This window comes from Salinactinospora qingdaonensis (genome assembly GCF_039539445.1).
GTDB classification, from domain to species: Bacteria; Actinomycetota; Actinomycetes; order Streptosporangiales; family Streptosporangiaceae; genus Salinactinospora; species Salinactinospora qingdaonensis.
In genome coordinates, this window is sequence record NZ_BAABDD010000009.1 from 61,300 (window position 1) to 83,739 (window position 22,440).

Sequence of the window (22,440 nt, forward strand, 5' to 3'; positions counted from 1 at the left end):
CGCGGCGGGGCCCCACCTCCCGCCTGCCTGCGCGCGGGCCTATGGCGCGGTGTGGGCTTGGGGGTGGATCAGGACTGAGAAGGGCCCGTAGGTTTCCCGTCGCCCGTGCCTCGATCGCTGCGCGATCTCGCCAGCCCGGGGATGGGGTGTTGCAACGACCTCTAGAACTCAAGCCCCGTGGCAGGGGGTGTTTCTTCGTGCCGCGGGGGCGAGGCCTCGGCCCGGTGTCATTTCTGGGAGGTCGCCCTCTCACCTTGTGTGGGGGTGCAGCGGCTTGGCGGGGTGGCTGGGAGGGGCTTACTCGTTGCCGTGTCCTGGGCTAGGGCAGCGTTCCTGCGCCCCGGTGGCCACTCGCCTCGGTTGCGGTTGCCTCAGTCGCCGCACCCTTGTTCAGGCTGCCGAGATCGCGCAACGATCGAGGCACGGGCAAACGACACTGATTCCCCGCCCCGCTTGCCCCGCTGGACAAAAACACAGTGACGTCCCCGGGCAGCGCGCCGCGCCGTTACAGCGGCGGCCGAGAGGAGTCTCCCGGCCGCCGTCACAACGCTGCTCAGGCTTTACGCAGCCAGAACGTCACACCGAAGTCCTGCGAGGTGACCGAGTGCGCCTCGCCTTCGGGAGCCCCCTCGGTCAAGCTGTGCGCCAGCACCTCGCCGGCGATGGTCGTCGCGTGCTCGTTGACCGCCTGCGCGGCTGTGGCGTCGCTGGCCGACCACCACAGCTCGATCCGGTCGGAGATGTCCAACCCGCTGGACTTGCGGCAGTCCTGGACCAGTCGCACCATCTCTCGGGCCAGACCGGCGCGCTGAAGTTCGGGGGTGATCTCCAGGTCCAGTGCTACGGTCTCGCTGCCTTCCGACATCACCGCCCACCCCTCGCGGGGCTGCTCGGTGACGAGGACCTCCTCGGCGCTGATCTCCACCGGCTCGCCCTCGACCGTGACGTGAGCCCAGCCGGTCGAACGGATCTGGCGCACCAGTTCCGTGGCGTCGCTGCCTTGGATCGCCGCGGCCACGGTGGGCGTGCGCTTGGCGAACCGCTTGCCCAACGCCCGGAAGTTGGGCTTGACGGTGTAGTCGACCAGGTCACCGCCCACCGTCGAGAGCGGATCGATGCGCATAACGTTGAGTTCGTCGGCGATCTGCTCGCGAAGCTGCTCGGCGAGCCCGTCCACACCTTCGGCGCCCATCAGGGCGCGGGCCAGCGGCTGGCGCGTACGCACGCCCGACTCGGCGCGCGCGGAGCGTCCCAGCTCCACCAGCCGCCGGGTCAGCGCCATGTCCCGCGACAGGTCAGGGTCGATCAGCTCCGTGCGCGCCCGCGGCCAGGCAGCCAGGTGCACCGACTCTAGAGCCTCCGGACGGCGCAGCGACGTCCACACGTGGTCGGCGATGAAGGGCATGATCGGAGCCAGCAGCAGCGTCAGCGTCTCCAGGCACTCGAACAGCGTCGCGAACGCCGCCGCTCCTTCGGGGCTGGTGGCTCCCGACCAGAACCGCCGCCGGGAACGGCGCACGTACCAGTTGGACAGATCGTCGATGAACGAGGTGAGTAGCCGCCCCGCGGTGGCGGTCTCAAAGTTCTCCAGCGCCTCGTCCACGCCTTGCACCACGCGGTTGAGTTCGGAGAGCACCCAGCGGTCCAGCAGCGGTCGCTCGGCGGGCGCGGGCGCCTCGTCGAGGCGCTCATGGCTCCAGGTGTCGCCGGCGTTGGCATAGAGGGTGAAGAAGGACACCGTGTTGTAGTAGGTCAGCAAGACCTTGCGGACGATCTCCTCCAACGCGGTGTGGCCCACGCGGCGCGGCATCCACGGCGAACCGCTGGCGGCCATGAACCAGCGCAGGGCGTCGGCCCCGTGGCGTTCCATCACCGCCATCGGTTCGAGCACGTTGCCCAGGTGCTTGCTCATCTTGCGGCCGTCCTCAGCCAAGATGTGGCCCAGGCAGACGACGTTTTCGTAGGAGGAGTGCCCGAAGACCAGCGTGCTGACGGTCATCATGGAGTAGAACCAGCCGCGCGTCTGGTCGATCGCCTCGCAGATGTACTGGCCGGGGAAGTTCGCCGTGAACGTCTCGTTGTTGTGGTGCGGCGCCCCCCACTGGGCGAAGGGCATCGCGCCGGAGTCGTACCAAACGTCGATGACTTCGGGGACACGGTGGGCGGGGCCGCCGCACTCGCGGCAGTTGAGGACCACGTCGTCGACGTAGGGGCGGTGCGGGTCGAGGGTGGACAGGTCCTGGCCAGCCAGCTCGCCGAGCTCGGTCAGCGAGCCCACCACGGTCATGTGGTCTTCAGCACAGGTCCACACCGGTAGCGGTGTCCCCCAGTAGCGGCTCCGCGACAGTGCCCAGTCGACGTTGTTGCGCAGCCACTCGCCGTAGCGTCCCTCCTTGATGTTTTCCGGGTACCAGTTGGTGCGGGCGTTTTGCTCCAGCAGCCGTTCCTTGACGGCGGTGGTCTTGATGTACCAGGAGGGCAGCGCGTAGTAGAGCAGCGGCGTGTGGCACCGCCAGCAGTGCGGGTAGCTGTGTTCGTAGGAGAGGCGACGCAGCAGCAGCCCCCGTTCGTTGAGGTCACTGAGCAGCGCCGCGTCGGCCGTCTTGAAGAACTGTCCGCCCACCAGGTCCAGGTCGGCCTCGAACGTGCCGTCGGCGCGCACCGGGTTGACTACGGGCAGGCCATAGGCGCGGCACACCGCCATGTCGTCGGCGCCGAAGGCCGGCGCCTGGTGCACTAGGCCGGTGCCGTCGTCAACGGTGACGTAGTCGCCCAGCACGACGAAGTGGGCCGGCTCGTCGAAGTGCACCAGCTCGAAGGGGCGCTGGTAGGTCCAGCGCTCCATCTCGGCGCCCTCGAAGCGTTCCCCGGTCAACGTCCAGCCCTCACCCAAGGCCGTCTCAACCAGGGGCTCGGCCACCAGCAGCCGCTCGCTGCCGTTGCTGGCCACCACGTAGCTCACGTCGGGGTGGACCGCCACGGCGGTGTTGGACACCAACGTCCACGGGGTCGTGGTCCACACCAGCATCGACGTGGGCCGCTCCGGATCGGCCAGCGGCCCCGAGGTCACCGGGAAACGCACATAGACCGACGGGTCGGTGATGCTCTCATAGCCTTGAGCCAGCTCGTGGTCGGACAGCGTGGTGCCGCAGCGGGGACAGTAAGGGCTGATCCGGTAGTCGCGGACCAGCAGCCCCTTTTCCCACACAGTCTTCAGCGACCACCACACCGACTCCACGTACTGCGGGTCCATGGTGCGGTAAGCCTCGTCCATGTTGACCCAGTAGCCCATACGCTCGGTCATCGCGGTGAAGGCGCCCACGTTGCGCAGCACCGACTCGCGGCAGCGCGCGTTGAACTCGGCCACCCCGAATTCCTCGATGTCGCGTTTACCGCTCAGCCCCAGTTCCTTTTCCACGGCCACCTCCACCGGCAGCCCGTGGCAGTCCCAGCCGGCCTTGCGGTTGACGTGGAAGCCCTTCATCGTCTTGAAGCGCGGGAAGATGTCCTTGAACACCCGCGCCTCGACATGGTGGACACCGGGCTCGCCGTTGGCGGTGGGAGGCCCCTCGAAAAACACCCAGTTGCGGCCTCCCTGGGTCTGCTCCAAGGAGCGCTCGAAGATTTTCTGCTCCGACCAGCGCCGCAGCACCTCGTGCTCCATGGCAGGCAGATCGATGCGCGCGGGCAGAGCGGGGAAGGGCTGTACGGGCCGTTGTTCCTGCGACACCTGGCGTACCTTTCCATCAGGAGTTGGCTACCTGACGGAGGGACGAGGCCGACAGCCCCGCGGTACCACCCTCCTTGGGAGCGCCCGGCCCGGGCGCGCCCCGCTTCGTTTGTGCCATGGCCGGTTCTACTGAGCCCCACCGTACGCACTCCGGCGGGCCGGGACCGTTCTTCCGGCAGCTCCGGGGTGATATTCCCGGCGGGCATACCCCCGGGCTCACACCATCCCCGGGTCGCTCTGGGCTGTGTCCGGCGGTACTCGTCCCCATCCACGCCTTACTGGAACCGAGAATAACGTACGCGGCCATCCCTATCGCGCCGATTTTCGCCCGCCTCGGCTGCCCTCAGGCATACTTGACACGTTTGCCTGAGCAGTCGTCAGCGGACGTAGTAGGTGAAGGGGAGAACACGGAATGAACAGCGGAGCGGCCGGCGTTGTCCTCATCGCGCTCCCTGACCGCGACGACGCCGAGCGGGTAGCCGAGCACCTCCTTGAGCAGGGCTACGGCCCCTGCGCGGTCCACCGCGACATGCTCGCCGGTGAGGACGACGCCGAAGACGTCGACTGGGTGATCGAGGTCCGCAATGCCCCAGGCGGCGGGCCAGCCGATCAGCAGGGGCAACAACTGTCGGATCTGGCCGAAAGGTATGACGGGTTCATCGCCATCGAGGCACAAGACTGACGTCGCGGCTGGTTGCCCCGCCGCAGCCCGGCGTTTAAGCTTCCGCCCATCCGTACGGGCGGGTTCCGCATAACGTGAGATTTCGGGGGAAAACCGCACGTCGGAGCGGATACGGCCAGCGGGGTGAACCACTGACCGCCGGGCGGCCAGCACAGGCGTCCCGTCCGTGGGAAAACCGACGAGGGGAGAACGGGTATGAGCGAGACCGTCGACCTCCCGGTCCTGCCGGGTGAACAGCCTTGGCGCGAAGAAGAGCTCGCCGAGGTCCGTCAGGGCCTTGAAGCCTACACCGAACGCCTACGAGCCGAGCTGGCCGCCGCGGAGTCGGAGGTAGCCGAACGCTTGTCAGACTCCGTCGAGGGCGCCGGCGACGACGCCACCGACATCGGCGCCAAGACCTACCAGCGCGAGTACGATCTGGCGCTGACCTACAATACTCGTGACTTGCTTGCCCAAAGTGAGCGGGCGATCCAGCGGATGGACGCCGGAACTTACGGCGTGTGCGAGTCCTGCGGGAAAGCGATCGGCAAGGCCCGGCTTCAGGCGTTCCCGCGCGCCATCCAGTGTGTGAAGTGCAAACAGCGCGAGGAGCGTCGCTGAGTGATATGGGCCCCCGCGGGGGCGAAGAGACGATGCAGCAGCCCTCCGCCGCGTCGCAACCGCGGCGGTTCGTTCTGTTGGCGGTTGTAGCGAGCCTGGTGTTGGTGGCCGATTTCGTCACCAAGGAGATCGCCCTGGCCGCCTTCTCCCCCTATGACCCGATCGAGTTACTCGGCGGTCTGCTGAAGCTCACCATCGTGTTCAACTCAGGTGCGGCCTTTTCCATCGGCACCGGCATAACGTGGTTCTTCAGCCTGGTCATGATCATCGTGATCGCCGTGATCCTACGCATCTCCCGCAAGCTGCGTAGCCCCGCGTGGACCTGTGCGCTCGGGCTGATCCTCGGCGGTGCGGCCGGCAATCTCATCGACCGGATCTGGCGGGCGGCCTCGCGCGAGGTTTCCTCCTCCCTGGTGGGACCCAACGCCACCGGCACGCTCGCCGAGCGACTGTTCACCCCGTCAGCGCCGTTGCAGGGCCATGTCGTCGACTGGATTCAGGTACCGAACTTCCCGGTGTTCAACCTGGCCGACTCCGGTGTCGTCTGCGGAGCCATCCTGGCGGTACTGCTGTCGTTTCGCGGCATCAACCTCGACGGCAGCCGAGAGCCGGCCAAGACCAACGACGCCGCCGGTGGCGAGGAGGAGTCCGCGTCGCCCAACGGCTCCACCGGCAGCGCTTCGCCGTCTCCCTCCGAGGAGGACGACCGTGAGTGACCACCGCAGCCTCCCCGTCCCAGACGGACTCGAAGGCGATCGGCTCGACGCGGCGCTGGCCCGGATGTTTGGCCTCTCGCGCACGCGGGCGGCCGAACTGATCAGCGACGGCAGCGTGCTCGTCGACGGTGCCGCCGCGGCCAAATCCGACCGGGTCCAAGCCGGCACCTGGCTCGACGTCACTCTGCCCCCCGCGCCCACCGCGCCGGTGGCCAGGCCCGAACCCGTGCCAGGGCTACAGATCCTCTACGAGGACGCCGACATCGTGGTCGTCGACAAGCCGGTCGGTGTGGTCGCCCACCCCACCGTGGGCTGGACCGGGCCATCGGTCATCGAAGGCTTGCTCTCCGCCGGGGTACAGGTGGCGACCAGCGGTGCCGCCGAACGGCAAGGCATCGTGCACCGCCTCGACGCCAACACCACCGGAGTGATGGTGGTCGCCAAGAGCGAGACCGCCTACAGCACCCTCAAGCGCGCCTTCAAAGAGCGCACCGTCGACAAGCGCTACCACACGCTGGCCCAGGGCCACCCCGACCCGCTGCGCGGCACCATCGATGCCCCCATCGACCGCCACCCCGCCGGTGACGGCCGTTTCGCCGTGGTTGCGGGCGGGCGCCCGGCCGTCACCCACTACGACACGTTGGAAGCGTTCCGGGCGGCCAGCCTGCTGGAGATCAAACTGGAGACCGGCCGTACCCACCAGATCCGCGTGCACCTAGCGGCCATGCGCCACCCTTGCGTGGGGGACTACCTCTATGGGGCCGATCCCACGCTGGCCGCCCGGCTGGGGGTCGCGCGCCAATGGCTGCACGCCGTCCGGCTCGGCTTCGACCACCCCACCGAGGGGCGTCCGGTGGAGTTCGAGAGTCCCTACCCCGAGGACCTCACGAAAGCCGTGGAGCAGTTGCGCGAGGATTGACAGCGGGCACACCGGCGTTTTCCCCGGTCGCTCAGCTCTCATCACCAGCAGGCCCTGCGGCGCCGCTCGCCCGCAAGGCGGGCTCAAGGCGGGCGTCCTAGGTTCTGTTTTTCGGGCGGCTGGGGTGGGGCTGTGGAGGTGTTCTTCGATCGCCCGCGCCTTGGTCGCTGCGCGATCTCGCCGGCCTGGGGCGGCAGCGGAGGCGCTCACCCGCACGCGCCCACCACCGGTCTTCGCCGCCCGTCCAAAAACAGCACCTAGTTCGAGCCCCCGCGCAGTAGTTGGCTCATCGTCGCCTCCGTGCTGATGGCCTCCGGGTCGGTGCGGGCGTCAATCAAGGTGGGCGCCTCGGAGCGTAGCGCTTCGGCCAGCGCGCCCTCCATTTCTGCGGGAGTGTGAACTGTCGCGCCGCAGGCCCCCAGTCCTCGCGCGTAGCCGGCCAGATCCAGCGGGCCGCTGATGTCGGTGGCGGCGGTACGCCCCAATTCGGCGGCCTGGTGCATGGCGATCGTTCCGTACACCCCGTTTTGGAACACCACCACGGTCACGGCCAGCCCCAGGCGCGCTGCCGTCTCCAGTTCCTGGCCGGTCATCAAAGCCCCACCGTCGCCGGCCACGGCCACGACCGTTCGGTGCGGTTCGGTCAGTTTGGCTGCGACCGCCGCCGGAACCGCGTAGCCCATAGCCCCACTGGTGGGGGCGAGTTGGGTGCGTGGGTACCGGTACCACCAGCCGCGGTGCAGGAAGCCCGCGAAGTTACCGGCATCGTTGGTGAGCACCGTGTCCTGTGGGAGCACGCGGCGCATCGCCGTCACGACCGACCACGGGTGCAGCGCTGCCTCCGGGCGCTGGACGCCCGGCGGTGGCGTCGTCGTTTCGACCCACGCTCGGTGCGCCGCTGACCAGTCGCGTTCCCCCACGCTCACCTCAGCGGCGTTGAGGGAGGACAGCGCGCTCGCTGCGTCGGCGACGGCGCCCAGCCACACTCGGGTGACCGCGCCCACCTGGCCGGGATCGATGTCGATCTGGGCCACCGAGCAGGGCCGGGCCGGGTGCGTGCTCTCGGGTAACCGGTAGGTCTGGGTGGTGATCTCGCTCAGCCGCGAGCCCACGACCAGCACCGCGTCAGCGGCTTCCAACGCCGCCAGCACCGTTTTCGGGCACCCCAGCCCCAGGTGCCCGAGATAGAGGGGGTGGTTGTTGGGGAACACGTCCTGGCGTCGCCACGAGGTGTAGACCCCCACCTGGAACCGTTCGGCCACCGCGATGAGTTCGGCGCGGGCGCGGTAGGCGCCGCCTCCGGCGATGATCACGGGACGCTCGGCCATGGCCAGCCAGGCCGCGAGCCGGTCGCGTTCCTCGTCGGCCAGCGCGGGCCGCGGCGGAGCAGCGGCCATCGGTGGTGCGCTCGGCTCTGGCGCGGGGGCGGTGAACAAGTCGCCGGGCACGGCGATGGCGACCGGCCCGGGGCGGCCCGTGGTGGCGACCCGGATGGCCTGCGCGGTCACCTCCGCGAGCCGGTCGGCCCGGTGTACGGTCGTCGCCCACTTGGTGATGGGCGCGTAGAAGGCGGTGAGGTCGACCTCCTGGAAGGCTTCCCGCCCCAGCCGGTCGGTGCTGACCTGCCCGAGGAAGACCACCATCGGTGTTGAGTCTTGGCGGGCCGTGTGGACTCCCACGGCGAGGTTGGCCGCCCCCGGCCCTCGGCTCGCGGCGGCCACGGCGGGCACTCCGGTGAGTTTGGCCTCGGCGTCGGCCATGATCGCGGCGCCGCTTTCGTGGCGCGTAGAGACCAGCGTCATCGCGGGGTGGCGCTCCAAGGCGTCGAGTAGTCCCAGGAAGCTTTCCCCCGGCACGGTGTAGCAGCGGCGGATTCCAGCCTGGGCCAGGATTTCGGTGACCTGCTCGGCCACGGTGCGCGTCGGCGTCTCGTTCACCGGTTACCTTTCGCGGAGGCCCCGGCCGTTGGAACCGGGGAGGGGTGGTGGTCGTGCCCCGTCGGGGCCAGTGGGCATCTGTGCAAAGCCCTAGGGCTCGGCCGACGCTCGCCCTGCACCTGGTCGTTGGTCTCCGTCGGGCGTTCCCGCAGGTTGAGCATTTCTACCCACAGGCTTGACGCTCCCAACCCCCCACCTTGGGTACGCAACTCCGCCCTTCGGAAAGGGCAAGAGCTCACCGGTCCTCGCCACGCCCCGGCGAGCTGACAACGGGTCGGACGTTCGTGCTGCCTTGAAGCACCGTAACGTTCCTCGACCGTGGACCCGTGGTAGCCGCAACTGCCCGTGTCGAACGCAGGAGGCGACAGTGCTCGGCTCGGGGGAGCGCGTGTTTGGGGAAGGCTGGTAGCGGGTTCGGGCCTCGGCACTGGTCGTTAGGGCCTCTAGCTCTGCTTTTGGTCAAGTGAGCAGGGGCCGTTGGCTCGTACCTCGCTCGCTGCGCGATCTCGGCAGCCTGCGGGGCACGGTGGTTGGGACGACCGCAAATAATGCAGGTAGCCACCGGGATGAAGGAACGCCGCTATAAGCCCAGGACACAATGGTGATTCCCGCCCCGGACACGCCACCAGGTCGCGGCAAGCCCCTGGGCACAGCCGCCCATTACCTTTTGGGACGGTTCCGTGGGGGAGTTCCTAGCTTTCGGGGCTGGCATGGCTGGCCTCCCGTTGGCCATGATCCGGGGGGTGTCAGGTTGTGGCACCCACTCCAGGTGTGGCCCGGCCCTCAGGCTGCCGAGATCGCGCAGCGATCGAGGCACGAGCGGAGGGAAACACCACGTGTTCTCCTCAGCCCCGCCCCACACCGCGCCACAGGAGCCGCGCAGGCGGGGGCGGTCCTCGTAGGAAGGCCCCGGGACACATTGTCGCGGTGCTCCCCGCGCACGTCAGGGGCGGTCCTAACGTGTACACGATCGTCTGGGACGCGCCGGCGCCCTCTCCGCGGGGTGGTTGTGGTTAGCGGAGGGGACCGGGCACGATCGGCGGCCCAGCCGGGAAATGGGGAGGGCACCGCGCCGGTTCGGGGGAGGAGATGTAACGCGAGGGCGAGGAGACGGCTGGTATGGGGGCGTCGGTCATCGGTGCTGTGCGCTGAGGGGTGCTGCTGGTGACGTTGGGCAGCGAAGGCCAGGGGTGTGGGGCAGTGTTGGAGTAGCGGTCGGCTCGCTGGGGCTGGTGCTCGCCGAAGCAGCAAGAAGGAAGCAGTGGTGGGGGCGGGTATCGGTGCTGCGACGCTGGGGTGACCGGCGGAAACGGGGGCGACGACGGCCGGTGGTGGGTGGAGCGGGCACCTGATCGGTTTCGGGGTGTGGGTGGCGGGGGCGTGACGAGGGGGCGGTGGCGGCCGGTTAGGGCTAGGGAGGTGGTGGTTGGATGTCCGGCCGATGGGGTGGGGTGCCGGTTTAGTGGTCGGCCCGGTGGGGTTGGTGGTCGCCGAAGTAGCAAGAAGGAAGCAGTGGTGGGGGTGGAGTAGTGGCCGGTCGGTGGGGTGGAGGAGGGCGGTCGGGGTGGGGCGAAAAAAAGGGGGTGGCCGGCGCGGTGTGATTGCTGGGGGGCTTGATGGTTTTTGCGGCCCAGGGTCGCTCAGTGGGCACCCTAGTCGTGGTCACGGCAACGTTAGACGCAGTCACCGGCCCGTTCGTGTCTGGTTTGTTCCGCTATGTCGCTGTTCGGATTGGGGAGAATGTTTATTCTTAAACGAACATCTCGCATTTTGGATGTTTGTGCCGCTGTCGCTGTGCGATATGGGTAGCTTGTCGCTTTTGTGGGGGTGGTCGTGGCGCGTTTGCACGCTCAGTGTTGCGCTCCCCCCCAACATTGAGCGCAGGGCGTGTCTTTGCTGTCTCATTAGGCGAGACGAGGTCGGTGTTTCGCTCCACCCCGCCTCCTCGCCCCTGCCACCATCCCCGCCACTTCCGGTAACCCCACCGGCCGGCCATTACCCAACCCCCACCCCAAGACGCCGCCCCTTCGTTAGGGCTCCCGCCGCTCGCGCCGCGGAACCGACCCAGCGCCCCCCACCCACTGCCCGCCGTCGCTGCTCTGCGTCGCTGGCTTTGTCCCAGCCCGCAGCACCGATACCCGACCACCCCACCCACCATCGGCCGTCGCTGCCCCCGTTGCCGCCGGTCACCCCAGTGCCCCGGAACCGATCCACCACCTCCACCCCTCGCTGCCTGCCCTGCGCCAGCCCCGGCAGTCGGCCACTGCTCCGGTATCTCCCTCACCGTCCCTGCCTCTCGCCGCTCCCGTTGCCGCCGGTCACCCCAGCCCCCAGAACCGATCCGGGCGCCTCCCCGCCGCCAGCTCGTCTTTGCTGCTCTACGTCGCTCGCCTCCACCCCAACCAGCGGCACCGACACCTAACCACCCCACCCATCCACTCCCTCTTTGCCTATAGCTAGCGTTCCCCGCTCCGCCAGCCTCCCGTTTCTCCGTCCCGCCACCCCCGTCCCCCGTCCCACCACCTCCCGCTCCCCGTGCTTCCGTTCCGTCATTCCGCCGTTCCATCAGGGATGATGCAACTGGCGCCGGGCCTTACCCCACACCTACGGCCCGCAGCACGGCCGTGGTCAGTGCCGCGGCTATGAGGACCACGAGGAAGGGCGCGCGTAGCAGGAGGGTGAGTACGGCGGCGGCGAGCCCGCCTAGTCGTGCTACGTCCAGCACTAGTTCCTGCCCCTGGGCCAGCGTTTGTAGCGCGATGAGCGCTGCCAGCAGCGCGATTGGTGTTGCCAAGACGAATCGGCGCACCAACGGGCGGTCTACGAGTCCGCGCGGTGCGGCCATACCGGCAAGCTTGAGCAGGTAACAGCCCAGGCCGGTGGCGATGACGGCGATCCATAGATTCACGGCCGCACCTCCCTCGACTGTGTGGGTCCGGCTCCGGCGGCGCCGCCCGGCCCGGCCTCCCCGGTTTCGCCGCTGTCACCGCGCTCACCGGTTCCGGCTAGGGCTGCCACCACCGCGAGCAGCACCGGAACTCCCGGTGGCAGCCATGGCGTCGTCGCCAGGGCGATGCCGGCGCCCAGCAACGCCACGAGCATGACCCGTCTTCCTTCCGTGAGTCGTGGCCATAGCAGCGCCAGGAAGATCGCCGGCCCGACCGCGTCGATCCCCAACGCCTCGGGAGAACCGATGCTGTCGGCGGCGAGAGCCCCCAGAGCCGTCGTCAGGTTCCACATCAGGTACAGCGTCGCGAACGTGCTGGTGAAGGCTGCCCGTACGGCGGTTTGTTCCCGGTAGGGCAAGGTGATGGCGGCCGTCTCGTCGATGACACCGTGGGCGGCCACGATGCGTCGCCCGCCGCGCCAGCCCAGCTCCCCGGACAGCCGCAGCCCGTACAGGGCGTTGCGTCCGCCCAGGAGCAGGGCCCCGAGCGTGCCCGCCGCGAGGTCGCCGCCGCCGGCGACGACAGCGGCCAGCGCGAACTGGGAAGCGCCGCTGAAGCACAGCAGGCTCAGCACACACGCCTGCGCTACTGACATGCCCGCGGTCACCGCTGTGGTGCCGAAGGCCAGCCCGGACAGCCCGACTGCCAGCCCCACGCCGAGGCCGTCGCGGATCGGGGGTGAGATAGTGAGGTTGTAGAGCTTCATCGGTTGATGGCGTGGCCGCCTCGGTGGTTGAGCCGAGGGATGACGCCGCCCTTTCTGGGTCGCTGGCGGGTGTGGCGGGTCGGCATAGCGCGGGGCTGTGGGCGCCGGCTCCGGCAGTGCCCTGGCAGACCGGTCGGGCCGAGCGTCGCTGGTCGCCGTGTCGTTGCCGGGGTGCTGCCGCGCGGCCAGGGGCGGGGGGAGGCCAGGAGCCGAAGCGGCCGTGCTATGGCTGCCCCGGATCGTCGTTGGTGGCACCCCTGGGGCTGCTCTGGGGTCCGGCGTTCAGGCGTGGCAGGGAGGCTCTCGCTCAGTGGTGTAGCAAGGGATCTCATGGCCGCGACGCTAGCGCCGCGTTCCAGGCGCGGTCTTGAACGTTATTGCGTGCCGCTTCGTGGCGGTCCGGCGTTGAGTCCGCGCTGGTAGGCGCCTGGCGCGACTCCGACGTAGCGCTTGAAGTGGCGTGTGAGGTGGGGTTGGTCGGCAAACCCCACCTGGAACGCCACCGCGCTGGGCGCTGCCCCTGTGGCCAGGAGGCGCCGCGCGCGCTGTACGCGCAGTTGGTTCAGGTAGGCGTGCGGCGGTAGCCCATGCGTGGCGCGAAATGCGCGTAGCAGCGCGAATGGGGTCGATTCGGCCAGGTTCGCCAGCTCGTCTAGGGAGGGTGGGTCCACTAGGTTCTCTTGTAGGGCGTCCCGGGCCAGCGCCACTGCGCGTGGCGATGTGCCCGGCCCGCGCAGCCGGGTTCCTTGGCGGGCATGGCGGCGCACCAGCTCGACGAGGGCCGCGTGGGTCAGGCTGGAGGCACTGAGTCGGTCGCCGCGTTCGGCCGCCAGGTGAGCGGCGCGCAGCCGGTCGGCGCAGGCGGGGTCGTCCAGGCTCGACCCGGCGAAGGCTGGGGGTGCGGCTAAGCCCAGTTCGGCGGTCACGGCCGTGACCGTGGCCACGCTGGGGTAGAGCATCCGGTAGCTCCACCCTTCTGGCGTGCCGGCGTGGCCCGTGTGAACCTCATGGGGCTCGACGATCACGATCCCGCCGCGCCCGGCGCGGTGTGTCTCGCCGCGGTAGGTGTACTCTTCGACGCCCGATTCGATGACTCCGACCGTGTAGGTCTCGTGGGTGTGGCGCGTGAACGTGTGGCTGACGAACGTGGCGCGGAGTAATTCCACCTCGGGCAGGGAGGGGTGGTGCCAGTAGCGTGCCTCCTCGCCGGCGGGGCCGCTGGGGTCGAGACGGTGTGCTGGTGTGGCACTGGCCGGGCTCATAGCGGTCAGCTTAGGCGGATCTGGCGTAGGCTCGGCGCATGCTGGATGTGGCTCTTGCTCGTGGTGCTCAGGAGCGCGCCGCGGTGTTCGCGATCCGTGAGGCGGTTTTTGTGGTTGAGCAGCAGGTCCCGCTTGAGCAGGAACGCGACCCGTTCGACGCTCATGCGGACCATTTCCTCGCCCGTGTCGACGGGGCGCCGGTGGGAGCGGGACGGTTGGTGTCTCGCCACGAGGTGGGCGTGCTGGGTCGGCTGGCCGTTCTCAGCCAGGCCCGCGGCGTAGGGGTGGGGGGTGCTCTCGCCGGCGCTGTCGAGGAGCGTGCGCGCGCGTTGGGGCTGCACGCTATCGAGCTGCACGCTCAGGTGCACGCACTGGGTTTCTACGAGCGATTGGGCTACACCAGCTACGGTCCGCGGTTTGTTGAGTCCGGCATCGAGCACGTGGCCATGCGCAAGCCGCTGGGGTGAGCGCGACTGCGCGTGCGCAGGGGAGCGCGGGGATAGCGTTGGGTGATGTTGCTATAGCCACACCACCATGACCGTAAGGTGACCACCCCTCATTGACTACTGGCGAGTAGTATTTTGTGCGGTGGTGACGCCGGCAACGGTCGCCACTCCTTGCCCACGACGAAGGAACCGACGGTAGTCCATGACGGTCCAAACGCAGCCGGACGCTGCCCTGCCCGATCCCGCTGACTTCGGTTTTTCTGTCATAGCCGAGGACGACCTTCCCCCCGAGTTGCTGGCGCTGGCCGAGCAGGTGCGCCACCTCGTCGAGGCGGTCGCCCATACTGATGTCGAGCGCGAGGAGCTCGTCGCCGCCCGGGGGATGGTCGAGGCGCTGACCGAGCGGCTCAACGCGCGTCGCCGCGACACCACCACCGTGCTCAAAGAGGAGAGCCCCCAGGCCAGAGCGGAGTATTCCACCGTCATCAACGCCGTCTCCGGCGACACCAACCCGGCCGCTCCGCCGCTGTCACTGGAGCGTACCGACGACGGGCTGCGCGGCGAGGTCACGCTCAGCGGGGCCTACCAGGGACCGCCGGGGGCTGCTCACGGCGGTTGGGTAGCGGCCCTGCTCGACCAGGCGCTCGGTGCCGCCGCCGGCGCCGCCGGCATGCCAGGCCTCACCGCCAATCTCAACGTCGACTTCCACGAGATCACCCCGCTCAACGAGCCGCTGTCGGTCGAGGCGCGCGTGACCGGAACCGAGCGCCGCAAGGTCTTCGTCTCCGGCGAGATCCGTCACAACGGGCAGGTCACCGCGACGGGCACCGCCATCATGGTGCGGTTGGCGCTCTGACTCGTCCTCGCCTCCTCCCCGGCGACCAGCCCGTTCCCGCCCGCCGGTCCTCCGGGGCCGTCGGTGGGTGCGGGCTCACTGCGCCAGCGGCACCCCGGGCACGGCGTGGTCGGTGAAGCCGAGTTTGACGAGACGCTCATAGGCTTTGGTCACCGCCGTAGGCACCTCGACCCGCGTGTTCCACCCTCGTTCGGCGTAGACCTCCAACCGTTGCAGGTCGCCTACGAGGAAGTGGATCAGCTCTCGCTCGCTATGCCACTCGTCAAGGTAGCCGTCGTAGCCGCCGGGGAAGCACCGGAAGACCCAGTCGACGTCGGGCCAGCGCACCTCAGCCGTGGCCAGGGCCCGCCGTCCCATGTAGGGCTTGGCCGTGACGATCGCACGCCCCACCTTGAGGCCGTGCTCCTCGGCCAGGGTGCGGCTCAGCGCGAAGTTCTCGCCGGTATGGGTGGCGTGGCGCTCGAGGAGCAGCGCGGAGTCGGGGACTCCGGCCACGTCGCGCGCCACCTCGGCGAAGACCTCGGCTTCGCAGCGTTGCCATCGCGCATGCCCGTCCTTGCCGCTGGTGCGCCGCCCATGGCCGCCCGATATCAGCACCAGGGGGGCCGCTCCCGCGGCCCAGAGCCGGCCGGCGTGCACGGCGACTCGAACGTCATGGCTTCCCAGCGCCAGGATCAGATCCGCGGTTTCGGGGGCTTCCCAGCGCGCCGGCGCGGCGTGGAACTCCCACAGCGTGCGGGCGAGGGCGCGAACCTCTGTATCCAACTGGGGCATCATGGTACGACTCTAGAGAATCTAGGGTTAGGTACGCAGGTGCTCCCTCCCCCATCGTGCGCCATTTCCACGCCGCGCTCGGTGGGCCGGCCCACCGAGCGCGGCGTCGCTCACTCCTGGGGTGGGGAGTTGGGCGTCCCCGCGGTCTCGTCACCGGGAGACCAGGTCAGGGTGACCGTGAGGGCGGCCTCGGAACTGGCCTGGGCGATGAAGACGTCGGCGGAGCCGGTGATGCCCACTCCGAGTTCCACGGTGACCTCGGAGGGCCGCACGTCCAGCTTCCCGACCTGCGACGCCAACGATTCCGCGATGTGAGAAATCTGCTCGACGATTTCGGAGAATTGCCGTTGCGCCTGTTGTGGGAGGTTGTGACGACTGACGTTGACCGCCCCTGAGCGAGCCCCCGCCGATTCCACATAGATCGTCTGGTTGTCACGAGTCGTGAATGGTACGAGTTCGGCCATGGGGCGCACTCTCCTTTAAGGGACGGGGGAAGGGCTCCTGCCGCATTAGTGGTGACATTCTCTTGACGTACCCGCCCCAGAGCCAGGATTTGTCCCATTGTGGACTACATGAAAGCAACCATGAGGAGGGTATACAGCAGAGTGAACGCGATAGCAGGATTACCGACAAAAGTGGGATCAGTCGACGTCAATGGAGATGTGGAGTGACCACAGCGATACTAAGGGACTCATGTGGTGATGAACGAGGAACGCGGCCTCGATGATCTTTCGTCGCCGCGTGTCTGGCCGGAGAGGGTGGCGAGCACCGCCGTCACCTGGCGAAAGTCCAGCTACAGCGACAACGATCACGGTACCGACTGTGTCGATACCGCTATGCTCGCCTCCGCCGGTGTAGCCGTCCGCGACACAGCGCACCAGGACGGGGTAATTCTTTCCTTTCCGTTACTGGAGTGGTGCGCGCTTCTTTCCGCGATCCGGCAAGCATATTTCGCATAGCATCGTCACTGGATTCGAGCGCCACCCACCGCCTCGCCCTAGCGGGGCCGTTTTGTGTTTGTGGCCCCGAACCGCTCAGATCTGGCTGAGGAAGATATCGGCGTTGCCTCGCATCCACCGCGGCACCGACTGCGTGGCCGGATGCTCGGGGCCGAACACGTCGGTGTAGTCCCGTTCGACCTCGGCCAGCTCTGCCGCAGCCGCCTCCGGCTCGATGTGCTGGCGATCCAGCGCCAAATTCCGCCGTGCGAGCAGGGTCAACGGATGCTTCTCGGTGAGAGTGCGGCGGCACCGCTGCACCGTCTCGGTGTCGAGTTCGATGGCCCCGGTTACGTCACCGGAGGCGAACAGGTCACTCGCCAGGTTCAGGGCGCAGGCGATTGTGCTGGAATGGTCATAGCCGAGCTTGCGCCGCAGCAGCGCCAAGGCGTCCTCGTCGAGTTCCTTGGCCTCGTTCACCCGGTTCTCCAGGCGCAACGTGATCGCCAGGTTGACGTTCGCGGCGGCCACGTGGGGGTGTTCGACGCCGAACAGGGCGGTGTAGCGCCGGGCGGTGTCCTCTCCCAGTCGCAGCGCCTCGTCGTGGCGTCCGATGGCGCGTAGCCCCACCATGTGCAGGGCCGCGCTGTGCAGCGTGCTGGTGCTGTCGGCGCCAAACCGGCTCAGATACGTCCGGTAGACGAAATCTGACAGCTTCACCGACTCTTCCAACATCCCCATGCGACGCTGCATCACTGCCAGGACGCCGCTGTTCTCCAGCGGCCCGGGGGCCGTATCTCCGAAGATGGCGCGGGTCTTGGCGGTCAGGTCGCGTTGGATCTCCAACGCCTCCTGATACTGCCCGGCCTCCATCAGGCTTAGGGCCAGACCGTTGCGCGCCCCCAGCGTCACGGGAGCGTCGCGGCCCTGCGTCACCTCGCGCAGTTCGACCGTGCGCCGGATGACCGCTACAGCGCGCTCGACGTCGCCGCTGAGCCGCAGCGTCGAGGCGTGGTGGTGGGCCGCCCGCAGGGTTTGCGGGTCGTCGCGAGGCAGCACGCGCTGGGAGGCTTCGTAGGTGTGCTCGGCCAGATCGGCGGCGGCGTGGAAGTCACCGGCGTAGAGCAAGTCACGCACCAGATCGATCTGGGCCTCCAGCGTCTCAGGCGCCTCGGGGCCGAAGTCGCGGGTGAGCACGTTCAGCGCCCACTCAGTGTATTCGCGGGCCTTTTGGTACTGCCCCAGTCGGCGCAATGGGCTGTTGACCGTGAGCCCGCCTTGGATGGTGTCGATGTGGTCGGCGCCCAGTTTCTCCTCCCAGTAGGCCACCGCCGTTTCTCCCAGCCGCTGGCTCTCCTCGTAGTCGCCGCGGATGTAGCTGACTTCGACCTCGTGCAGGACGAGCCGGCGCACCCACGGGTCGGTGCAGTCCCAGGCGCGTGAGCGCCACACGTGTGGCAGAAGTTCGGCGTAGCGGCCACGTGAGGCGGGAACGGTGGGGCTTTGCGGGTCGCTCTTAGCGAGTAGTTGGTGCGCGGTGTGGCGCAGCTCCTCGCGCTGTTCGGAGTCCAGCGGCAGTATCAGCGCGTCTTGGACCAGTCGGTGCAGTTGGAGGGTGTTGTTTTCGTGGTCGATCTGGGCCAGGCCGAACCGCGTCACCTCCCGTATGGCGCGCCCCAACAGCAGCGGGTCGCCCAGCGCGCGAGAGAGCGCCTCGGGGGCGGAGACATCGCGGGCCAATGTGAACAGCGTCTGCGGAATGGGGCTCGAGGCCAAAAAGGCGCAGACCTGAAGCAGCTCCAGCGCGCCTCGGTTGCTGTGCTGGAGCTGGTCCAGCGAGACGTTCCACGCGGCCACGACCCCCACCTGGGTGGCGTCGGTGGGGCTGAGTACCCGCAGCAACTCCTCGCGCTTGCTCTCGAATTCCGCGAGGTAGTGCGTGACGGGCATCGCGCTCTCGTAGAGCCACACCGCAGCCTGGTCTAGCGCCAGTGGCAGGTCCCCCAACTCCTCGGCGAGCCGTTCGGCCTCCTCGACGCTGAGCCCTTTGGGGCCGCGGGCGCGCAACAGTTCGATGCTTTCTTGGCGCTGGAAGACGTCGACGTCGAGCGCGCCGCTGGCGGTGCCGGGGGTCCCCCAGGTCAGGTCGCGTGAGGTGATGATGATGTGGCCGGGGCCGTCCACCGGCAGGTAGGGGTCCAGACTTTCGGGAGACTTGGCGTTGTCGAAGACCAGCAGCCAACGTCGATAGGGAGTGCCGCGCCGCAGTGCCTCTCGCACCGCGCTTACGGTTTGCTCAGTCGACATGCGCGAGGAGGACAGCCCCAGTTTTTCTCCCAGAGCAGCGAAGGATTCGTTGATCTGGTTAGTCTGCTCGGCGGGAATCCACCAGACCAGATCGTAATCTTCGCTGTTGCGGAAAATGTACTCCACCGCCAACGCGGTTTTGCCGACCCCGCCCATGCCGTGCAGCGCCTGTAACAACAGGGTCGACTCTCCCGAGGACAACCGTCGACGCAGTTCCAGGAGCGCCTCCGAACGCCCCACGAAGGCCGGGTTGCGGCCAGGAACTCCGTGCCAGATGGAAAACGGGGGCGACATGGTGCCACCAGGGGTGAGTGCGGCATCGGTCATCAGTGCTTCTCCCGTGGGCCCCGGAGTGGAAGGGGAGGCAGACGAAGTGTGTGAGCTCAAAGCGGCCTGTCGATCGTGCGAGGCTGAAGCTGTCAAGCTGGGGGTGCCGGCAGAAGGGCCACCACCCTCAAAAGTGTGCTGGATTTCAAATTGTACGTCGTTGCCGCGGGGCGTCGGTGAAGAATCGCTAAACCTGTTGTCGCCTGTTTCTCCCGAGTGGTTTTCCGGATTGTCGATCATGCGCCGAATTTCCCACGCGCTCGCGCGGTGGGCCGCAGAAAGCGTCGCCAACGCCGGAAGCGTGGCACGGATATAGGGGGTGGATCGCTCTGTTTCCGGCGGGTCCACCATTTCCGTTGGAGTGAGCAACAACCGCCCCAGGTCATGAAACCACGGCGTGTGGGCGGCGAAACGCTCACATATCTCAGCCAGCAGTTCCCGGATCTGCGAGCGCCGTCCACCGATGGCCAGCAGCGCTTCGCGCACCCCGGCCCGGAATTCCCACACCACCGTGTCATCGCGGTCCACCGGCCCGACGAGTTGGATCAGGCCGCCGAAGAAGATCTCGCTCAGTTCCGCTGGGTGCGCGCGGCCGGTGACGTTTTCGCACACCAGGCGAATGATGGGAGGTGCGAGCGGGACAGTGGCCAGAGCCACGGCCAGCGTGAAAGCAGTGGGGGAAGCGCTCTGCCGAAACGCGGTGACCCAGCCGAGGGCATCGTCGGTGCCGGCGTGGGCCTCTCCCGCCGACCGCGGTGGGCGCGCGGGCTCGGCCGCCACCTTCCCCCAACCGCGCGCAGCCGTTGCGCCGCCCTCGGGGGCGCCCCGGTGGGGGGCCGGGGCAGCGGTGGGCACCGGTGTGGCCATGATCGCCGGGATCGTGATCTCGCGCGCTCCCGGCTCGTGGACCAGGAAACGTGCCAGCGACACGATGGCCTCGCCTGAGCGCGGGTCCACCACCGGTAGGGCCACCGCGGTCGGTTCCCACGATGTGGGGGCCTCCGGGGGATCGAGGCCGGGCCAGGAGGCCACGGAATCGGCGGCTGCGGCGGGCCAGACCGTGTACTCGTGGTTACGGCGCACCTGCCCCACCGCACTCGGGGGAGTGCACCGCAGCCGCACCATCTCAGGGTCGATCCCCGTGCGCTGCCAGTGGTCGGCGTCGAGCGCGTGTACCACGGCCACCGCGGCCATGCGGGTCAGACCGGCCAGCCAGCTCTGCACCCGCTTGGTGTGCCAGCCCACCCCGATGGTGTCGCTGACCACGAACACCACGTGCCGCCCGACCGAATCGCGCGGGAAGAGCCGCTCGGGGGCGCCGGCGGGAGAGCCGGCGGCGGTGCGGAGCGTGACACGCTCGTTTTCGGCCTTGTCGGAGTCGAACCGCAGCAGCCGCACTGCGGCGAATCCGTGCGACTCGCGGAGCAGGTCGGCGAACTCGTCGGCCAGCTCCCGGTGGAACAGCATGGACAGGCTGTCGTCGGCCAGCACGGTCACGTGCAGCGCCGCCTCGTTCACGGTCCGGTTGACCGGCTCGATGATCACCGGTTCCACGGGCGCGGCTCGTCCTCGTGCGGCGGTGCCGGCGGCGAGCCGGGAGATCATGCGTGCCGCGGCCAGGCTCGCCGTGGCGGCGACGTCGAGTTGGCGCCGCCGCGGCGAGGGGAACCTGACCGCCAGGGCCCGTAGCGCCTTAGTCAACTGCTGGCGTCGCGGCAGAACCGGCAGCCGCGGCAGCGGGTGCCCGCGCTCGGCATGGGCAGCGTTCCCCGCCTCGGCGGAGAGCCGTTCGGCGGGCTCGACCGTGACGGCGAGGGTGTCGGTGTCCGGTTGCGAGGCTGCGGTTTCCTCGTCTGCCGCGGTCTCGGCGGAGGATGTGGGGGGCGGCTCGCGGTCGTGGGCTACGGGTGGCTGCTCAGGCTCGGTAGCCGGCTCACCCCCGCTGTCGGTGGCCGTCGGCTGTCCGGTATCGGCGGGCTCTAAGGCACCGGCGGGGGCGGCGCCGGTGGCGTGGATGAGGGCCTGGAGGTAGAGGGCGTCTCCGATCTCTTCGGCGGTGGGGTGGGACGCGGTGGGCTCGTGGAGATGGTGGCCACCGGAGGCGCTGTGTCCGAGGGGTCCACGCATCAGGGCCCTTCCGTCAGTCGGTGCCACAGGAGCGTGCGAACCCGGTGCACGGTCTCCTGGCTCCAGGTTCCCCCATCGAGTAGCCCGGTGGAAGTGGCCATGTAGACGGAGTTCAGTAGCTGGTCGATGGCGAGACCGCCGTGGTCTTGGCTGTGGTCGAGGAAGGCGCGGATCAAAGCGCGGTCACGTTCGGTGCCGCCATGAGTGAAGTGGGCGGCGATGACGGCGGCCAGTTGCTCTTCGCTGAACTCGTCTAGGTGCAGCGGGATGCAACGGCGCAGGAAGGCCGGCGGGAAGTCCCGCTCGCCGTTACTGGTCAGCACCACGATGGGAAAAGCCGAGCACTCCACGGCACCGCCGGTGACGGTGACCATGCCCGCAGCGTCGGCAGTGGGGACGCGCAGGCTCGGGGCGGTGGGGGCCAACCGTCGCAGTTCGGGAATCTCGTAGCGGCCACTCTCGAACAGTTCGAGCAGGTCGTTGGCGAGGTCCAGGTCGCCTTTATCGAACTCGTCGATGAGCAGTACCCGCGGCAGCTCAAACGGGAGGAACGCCGTGCCCAACGGCCCCAGCCGCAGGTAGTCGCCGATGCGTTCGGCGCTGTCGCGCACACCGGGGGCGGAGGAGGTCGACTGGGCGTAGGGGCGCTGCGCACGGGACTGGTAGAGAGCGGTTTCGAGGTTGATGTCGTGGATCTGGGCCATGGGGTCGTAGTCGTAGAGACCGGAGCCGACGTCGCTGCGACTGTTGATCGTCCAGCGCAGCACCGGGCCCAATTGCAGTTCGCGGGCGATCAGCGTGGCCAGGGCGGATTTGCCCGAGCCGGGTGGGCCGCTGACCAGCAGCGGGCGGCGCAGCACGATGGCGGCGTTGATCTTGTCGAGCTGCTGGCGGGAAGCGTGGCTGGAGCCGTCGGTGCCGGCATGGACGGGCCCCAGGATGCGGTCGGCTTCGGGGCCGGGCTGATCCAACGGCGGCGGGGTGGCCAGCTCGGTGGTCGCGGGGTCGGCGAAGCGTCGCCACGGCGGCGGCGGTGGCAGCTCATCGGCCAACCGGAATCCGGGGCGGGGCCGGCCGGTGCCGTGGTAGAGCCACCAGGGGGCGGGCGCGGCACTGGGATCGCCGGAGTCGGCGGGGGAAGAGACCATGGGCAGTGACCTCGACG

The 22,440-nt window shown here is 68.6% G+C and carries 16 protein-coding genes; 7 read left to right on the top strand and 9 right to left on the bottom strand.

All coding sequences use genetic code 11. From position 1 onward, the window contains the following. Positions 1-553: 553 nt before the first annotated feature. Complete coding sequence (gene ileS / locus ABD848_RS11620) at positions 554-3,730, bottom strand: isoleucine--tRNA ligase (protein WP_344970863.1); 3,177 nt, start codon at positions 3,728-3,730, stop codon at positions 554-556. Positions 3,731-4,142: 412 nt separating this feature from the next. On the opposite strand from ileS, the gene ABD848_RS11625 reads away from it, so the two are divergent. The 4 genes from ABD848_RS11625 (at position 4,143) to ABD848_RS11640 (ending at position 6,647) form a co-directional block, all read left to right on the top strand. Continuing rightward, entirely contained in the window at positions 4,143-4,412 is a 270-nt protein-coding gene (locus tag ABD848_RS11625; protein WP_344970865.1) for a divalent-cation tolerance protein CutA, read from the top strand. 195 nt (positions 4,413-4,607) lie between these two features. Then, positions 4,608-5,012: a TraR/DksA family transcriptional regulator gene (locus ABD848_RS11630; RefSeq protein WP_344970867.1), complete on the top strand. Its 405-nt coding sequence runs from the start codon at positions 4,608-4,610 to the stop codon at positions 5,010-5,012. 5 nt (positions 5,013-5,017) lie between these two features. Beyond that, positions 5,018-5,728: a signal peptidase II gene (locus tag ABD848_RS11635; RefSeq protein ID WP_344970869.1), complete on the top strand. Its 711-nt coding sequence runs from the start codon at positions 5,018-5,020 to the stop codon at positions 5,726-5,728. Next, a complete protein-coding gene (locus tag ABD848_RS11640; protein WP_344970875.1) occupies positions 5,721-6,647 on the top strand; it encodes an RluA family pseudouridine synthase in 927 nt (308 codons plus the stop codon). Before ABD848_RS11635 ends, ABD848_RS11640 begins: the two co-directional genes overlap by 8 nt. A gap of 257 nt (positions 6,648-6,904) precedes the next feature. Here ABD848_RS11640 and ABD848_RS11645 read toward each other — a convergent pair whose 3' ends face one another. The 4 genes from ABD848_RS11645 to ABD848_RS11660 form a co-directional block, all read right to left on the bottom strand. Next, positions 6,905-8,584, bottom strand: a complete 1,680-nt coding sequence (locus tag ABD848_RS11645) for a thiamine pyrophosphate-dependent enzyme (protein ID WP_344970878.1) — start codon at positions 8,582-8,584, stop codon at positions 6,905-6,907. A gap of 2,593 nt (positions 8,585-11,177) precedes the next feature. Beyond that, the gene (locus ABD848_RS11650) at positions 11,178-11,492 is read right to left on the bottom strand and encodes an AzlD domain-containing protein (protein ID WP_344970880.1); all 315 of its coding nucleotides are present in this window, start codon (positions 11,490-11,492) and stop codon (positions 11,178-11,180) included. After that, complete coding sequence (locus tag ABD848_RS11655) at positions 11,489-12,238, bottom strand: AzlC family ABC transporter permease (RefSeq protein WP_344970882.1); 750 nt, start codon at positions 12,236-12,238, stop codon at positions 11,489-11,491. Before ABD848_RS11655 ends, ABD848_RS11650 begins: the two co-directional genes overlap by 4 nt. Before the next feature lie 374 nt (positions 12,239-12,612). Continuing rightward, the gene (locus ABD848_RS11660) at positions 12,613-13,500 is read right to left on the bottom strand and encodes an AraC family transcriptional regulator (protein WP_344970884.1); all 888 of its coding nucleotides are present in this window, start codon (positions 13,498-13,500) and stop codon (positions 12,613-12,615) included. A gap of 38 nt (positions 13,501-13,538) precedes the next feature. Between ABD848_RS11660 and ABD848_RS11665 the strand changes: the two genes are divergently transcribed. Together ABD848_RS11665 and ABD848_RS11670 are read left to right on the top strand one after the other, a co-directional pair. Continuing rightward, positions 13,539-13,967: a GNAT family N-acetyltransferase gene (locus tag ABD848_RS11665; protein ID WP_344970887.1), complete on the top strand. Its 429-nt coding sequence runs from the start codon at positions 13,539-13,541 to the stop codon at positions 13,965-13,967. A 181-nt stretch (positions 13,968-14,148) separates the two neighbouring features. After that, positions 14,149-14,802, top strand: coding sequence for a PaaI family thioesterase (locus ABD848_RS11670; RefSeq protein WP_344970889.1), 654 nt, complete (start codon positions 14,149-14,151; stop codon positions 14,800-14,802). Between the two features lie 75 nt (positions 14,803-14,877). Here the strand turns inward: ABD848_RS11670 and ABD848_RS11675 are convergent, their stop codons facing one another. Both ABD848_RS11675 and ABD848_RS11680 read right to left on the bottom strand, forming a co-directional pair. Next, on the bottom strand, positions 14,878-15,567 hold the full coding sequence (locus ABD848_RS11675) for a YdcF family protein (protein WP_344970891.1): 690 nt from the start codon (positions 15,565-15,567) through the stop codon (positions 14,878-14,880). Between the two features lie 119 nt (positions 15,568-15,686). Next, positions 15,687-16,040: a CU044_2847 family protein gene (locus ABD848_RS11680; RefSeq protein ID WP_344970893.1), complete on the bottom strand. Its 354-nt coding sequence runs from the start codon at positions 16,038-16,040 to the stop codon at positions 15,687-15,689. Positions 16,041-16,277: 237 nt separating this feature from the next. Here ABD848_RS11680 and ABD848_RS11685 point away from each other — a divergent pair, with 237 nt between their 5' ends. After that, positions 16,278-16,535: a DUF397 domain-containing protein gene (locus tag ABD848_RS11685; RefSeq protein WP_344971155.1), complete on the top strand. Its 258-nt coding sequence runs from the start codon at positions 16,278-16,280 to the stop codon at positions 16,533-16,535. A 75-nt stretch (positions 16,536-16,610) separates the two neighbouring features. Here the strand turns inward: ABD848_RS11685 and fxsT are convergent, their stop codons facing one another. After that, positions 16,611-21,275 carry an FxSxx-COOH system tetratricopeptide repeat protein gene (fxsT, locus tag ABD848_RS11690; protein ID WP_344970895.1) on the bottom strand — a complete coding sequence of 1,555 codons (4,665 nt, stop codon included), beginning with the start codon at positions 21,273-21,275 and terminating at the stop codon, positions 16,611-16,613. Further along, positions 21,275-22,423 (bottom strand): AAA family ATPase, encoded by a 1,149-nt coding sequence (locus tag ABD848_RS11695; protein WP_344970897.1) that lies wholly within the window; start codon positions 22,421-22,423, stop codon positions 21,275-21,277. Before ABD848_RS11695 ends, fxsT begins: the two co-directional genes overlap by 1 nt. Positions 22,424-22,440: the final 17 nt, after the last annotated feature.

What these genes read in the sequence shown, in the direction of transcription:
- ABD848_RS11665 (WP_344970887.1), top strand. Translation starts at nt 13,539, where the DNA reads ATGCTGGATGTGGCTCTTGCTCGTGGTGCTCAGGAGCGCGCCGCGGTG.
- fxsT (WP_344970895.1), bottom strand. Translation starts at nt 21,275, where the DNA reads ATGCGTGGACCCCTCGGACACAGCGCCTCCGGTGGCCACCATCTCCAC.
- ABD848_RS11670 (WP_344970889.1), top strand. Translation starts at nt 14,149, where the DNA reads ATGACGGTCCAAACGCAGCCGGACGCTGCCCTGCCCGATCCCGCTGAC.
- ABD848_RS11695 (WP_344970897.1), bottom strand. Translation starts at nt 22,423, where the DNA reads ATGGTCTCTTCCCCCGCCGACTCCGGCGATCCCAGTGCCGCGCCCGCC.
- ABD848_RS11625 (WP_344970865.1), top strand. Translation starts at nt 4,143, where the DNA reads ATGAACAGCGGAGCGGCCGGCGTTGTCCTCATCGCGCTCCCTGACCGC.
- ABD848_RS11655 (WP_344970882.1), bottom strand. Translation starts at nt 12,238, where the DNA reads ATGAAGCTCTACAACCTCACTATCTCACCCCCGATCCGCGACGGCCTC.
- ABD848_RS11630 (WP_344970867.1), top strand. Translation starts at nt 4,608, where the DNA reads ATGAGCGAGACCGTCGACCTCCCGGTCCTGCCGGGTGAACAGCCTTGG.
- ABD848_RS11685 (WP_344971155.1), top strand. Translation starts at nt 16,278, where the DNA reads ATGAACGAGGAACGCGGCCTCGATGATCTTTCGTCGCCGCGTGTCTGG.
- ABD848_RS11635 (WP_344970869.1), top strand. Translation starts at nt 5,018, where the DNA reads ATGGGCCCCCGCGGGGGCGAAGAGACGATGCAGCAGCCCTCCGCCGCG.
- ABD848_RS11660 (WP_344970884.1), bottom strand. Translation starts at nt 13,500, where the DNA reads ATGAGCCCGGCCAGTGCCACACCAGCACACCGTCTCGACCCCAGCGGC.
- ABD848_RS11680 (WP_344970893.1), bottom strand. Translation starts at nt 16,040, where the DNA reads ATGGCCGAACTCGTACCATTCACGACTCGTGACAACCAGACGATCTAT.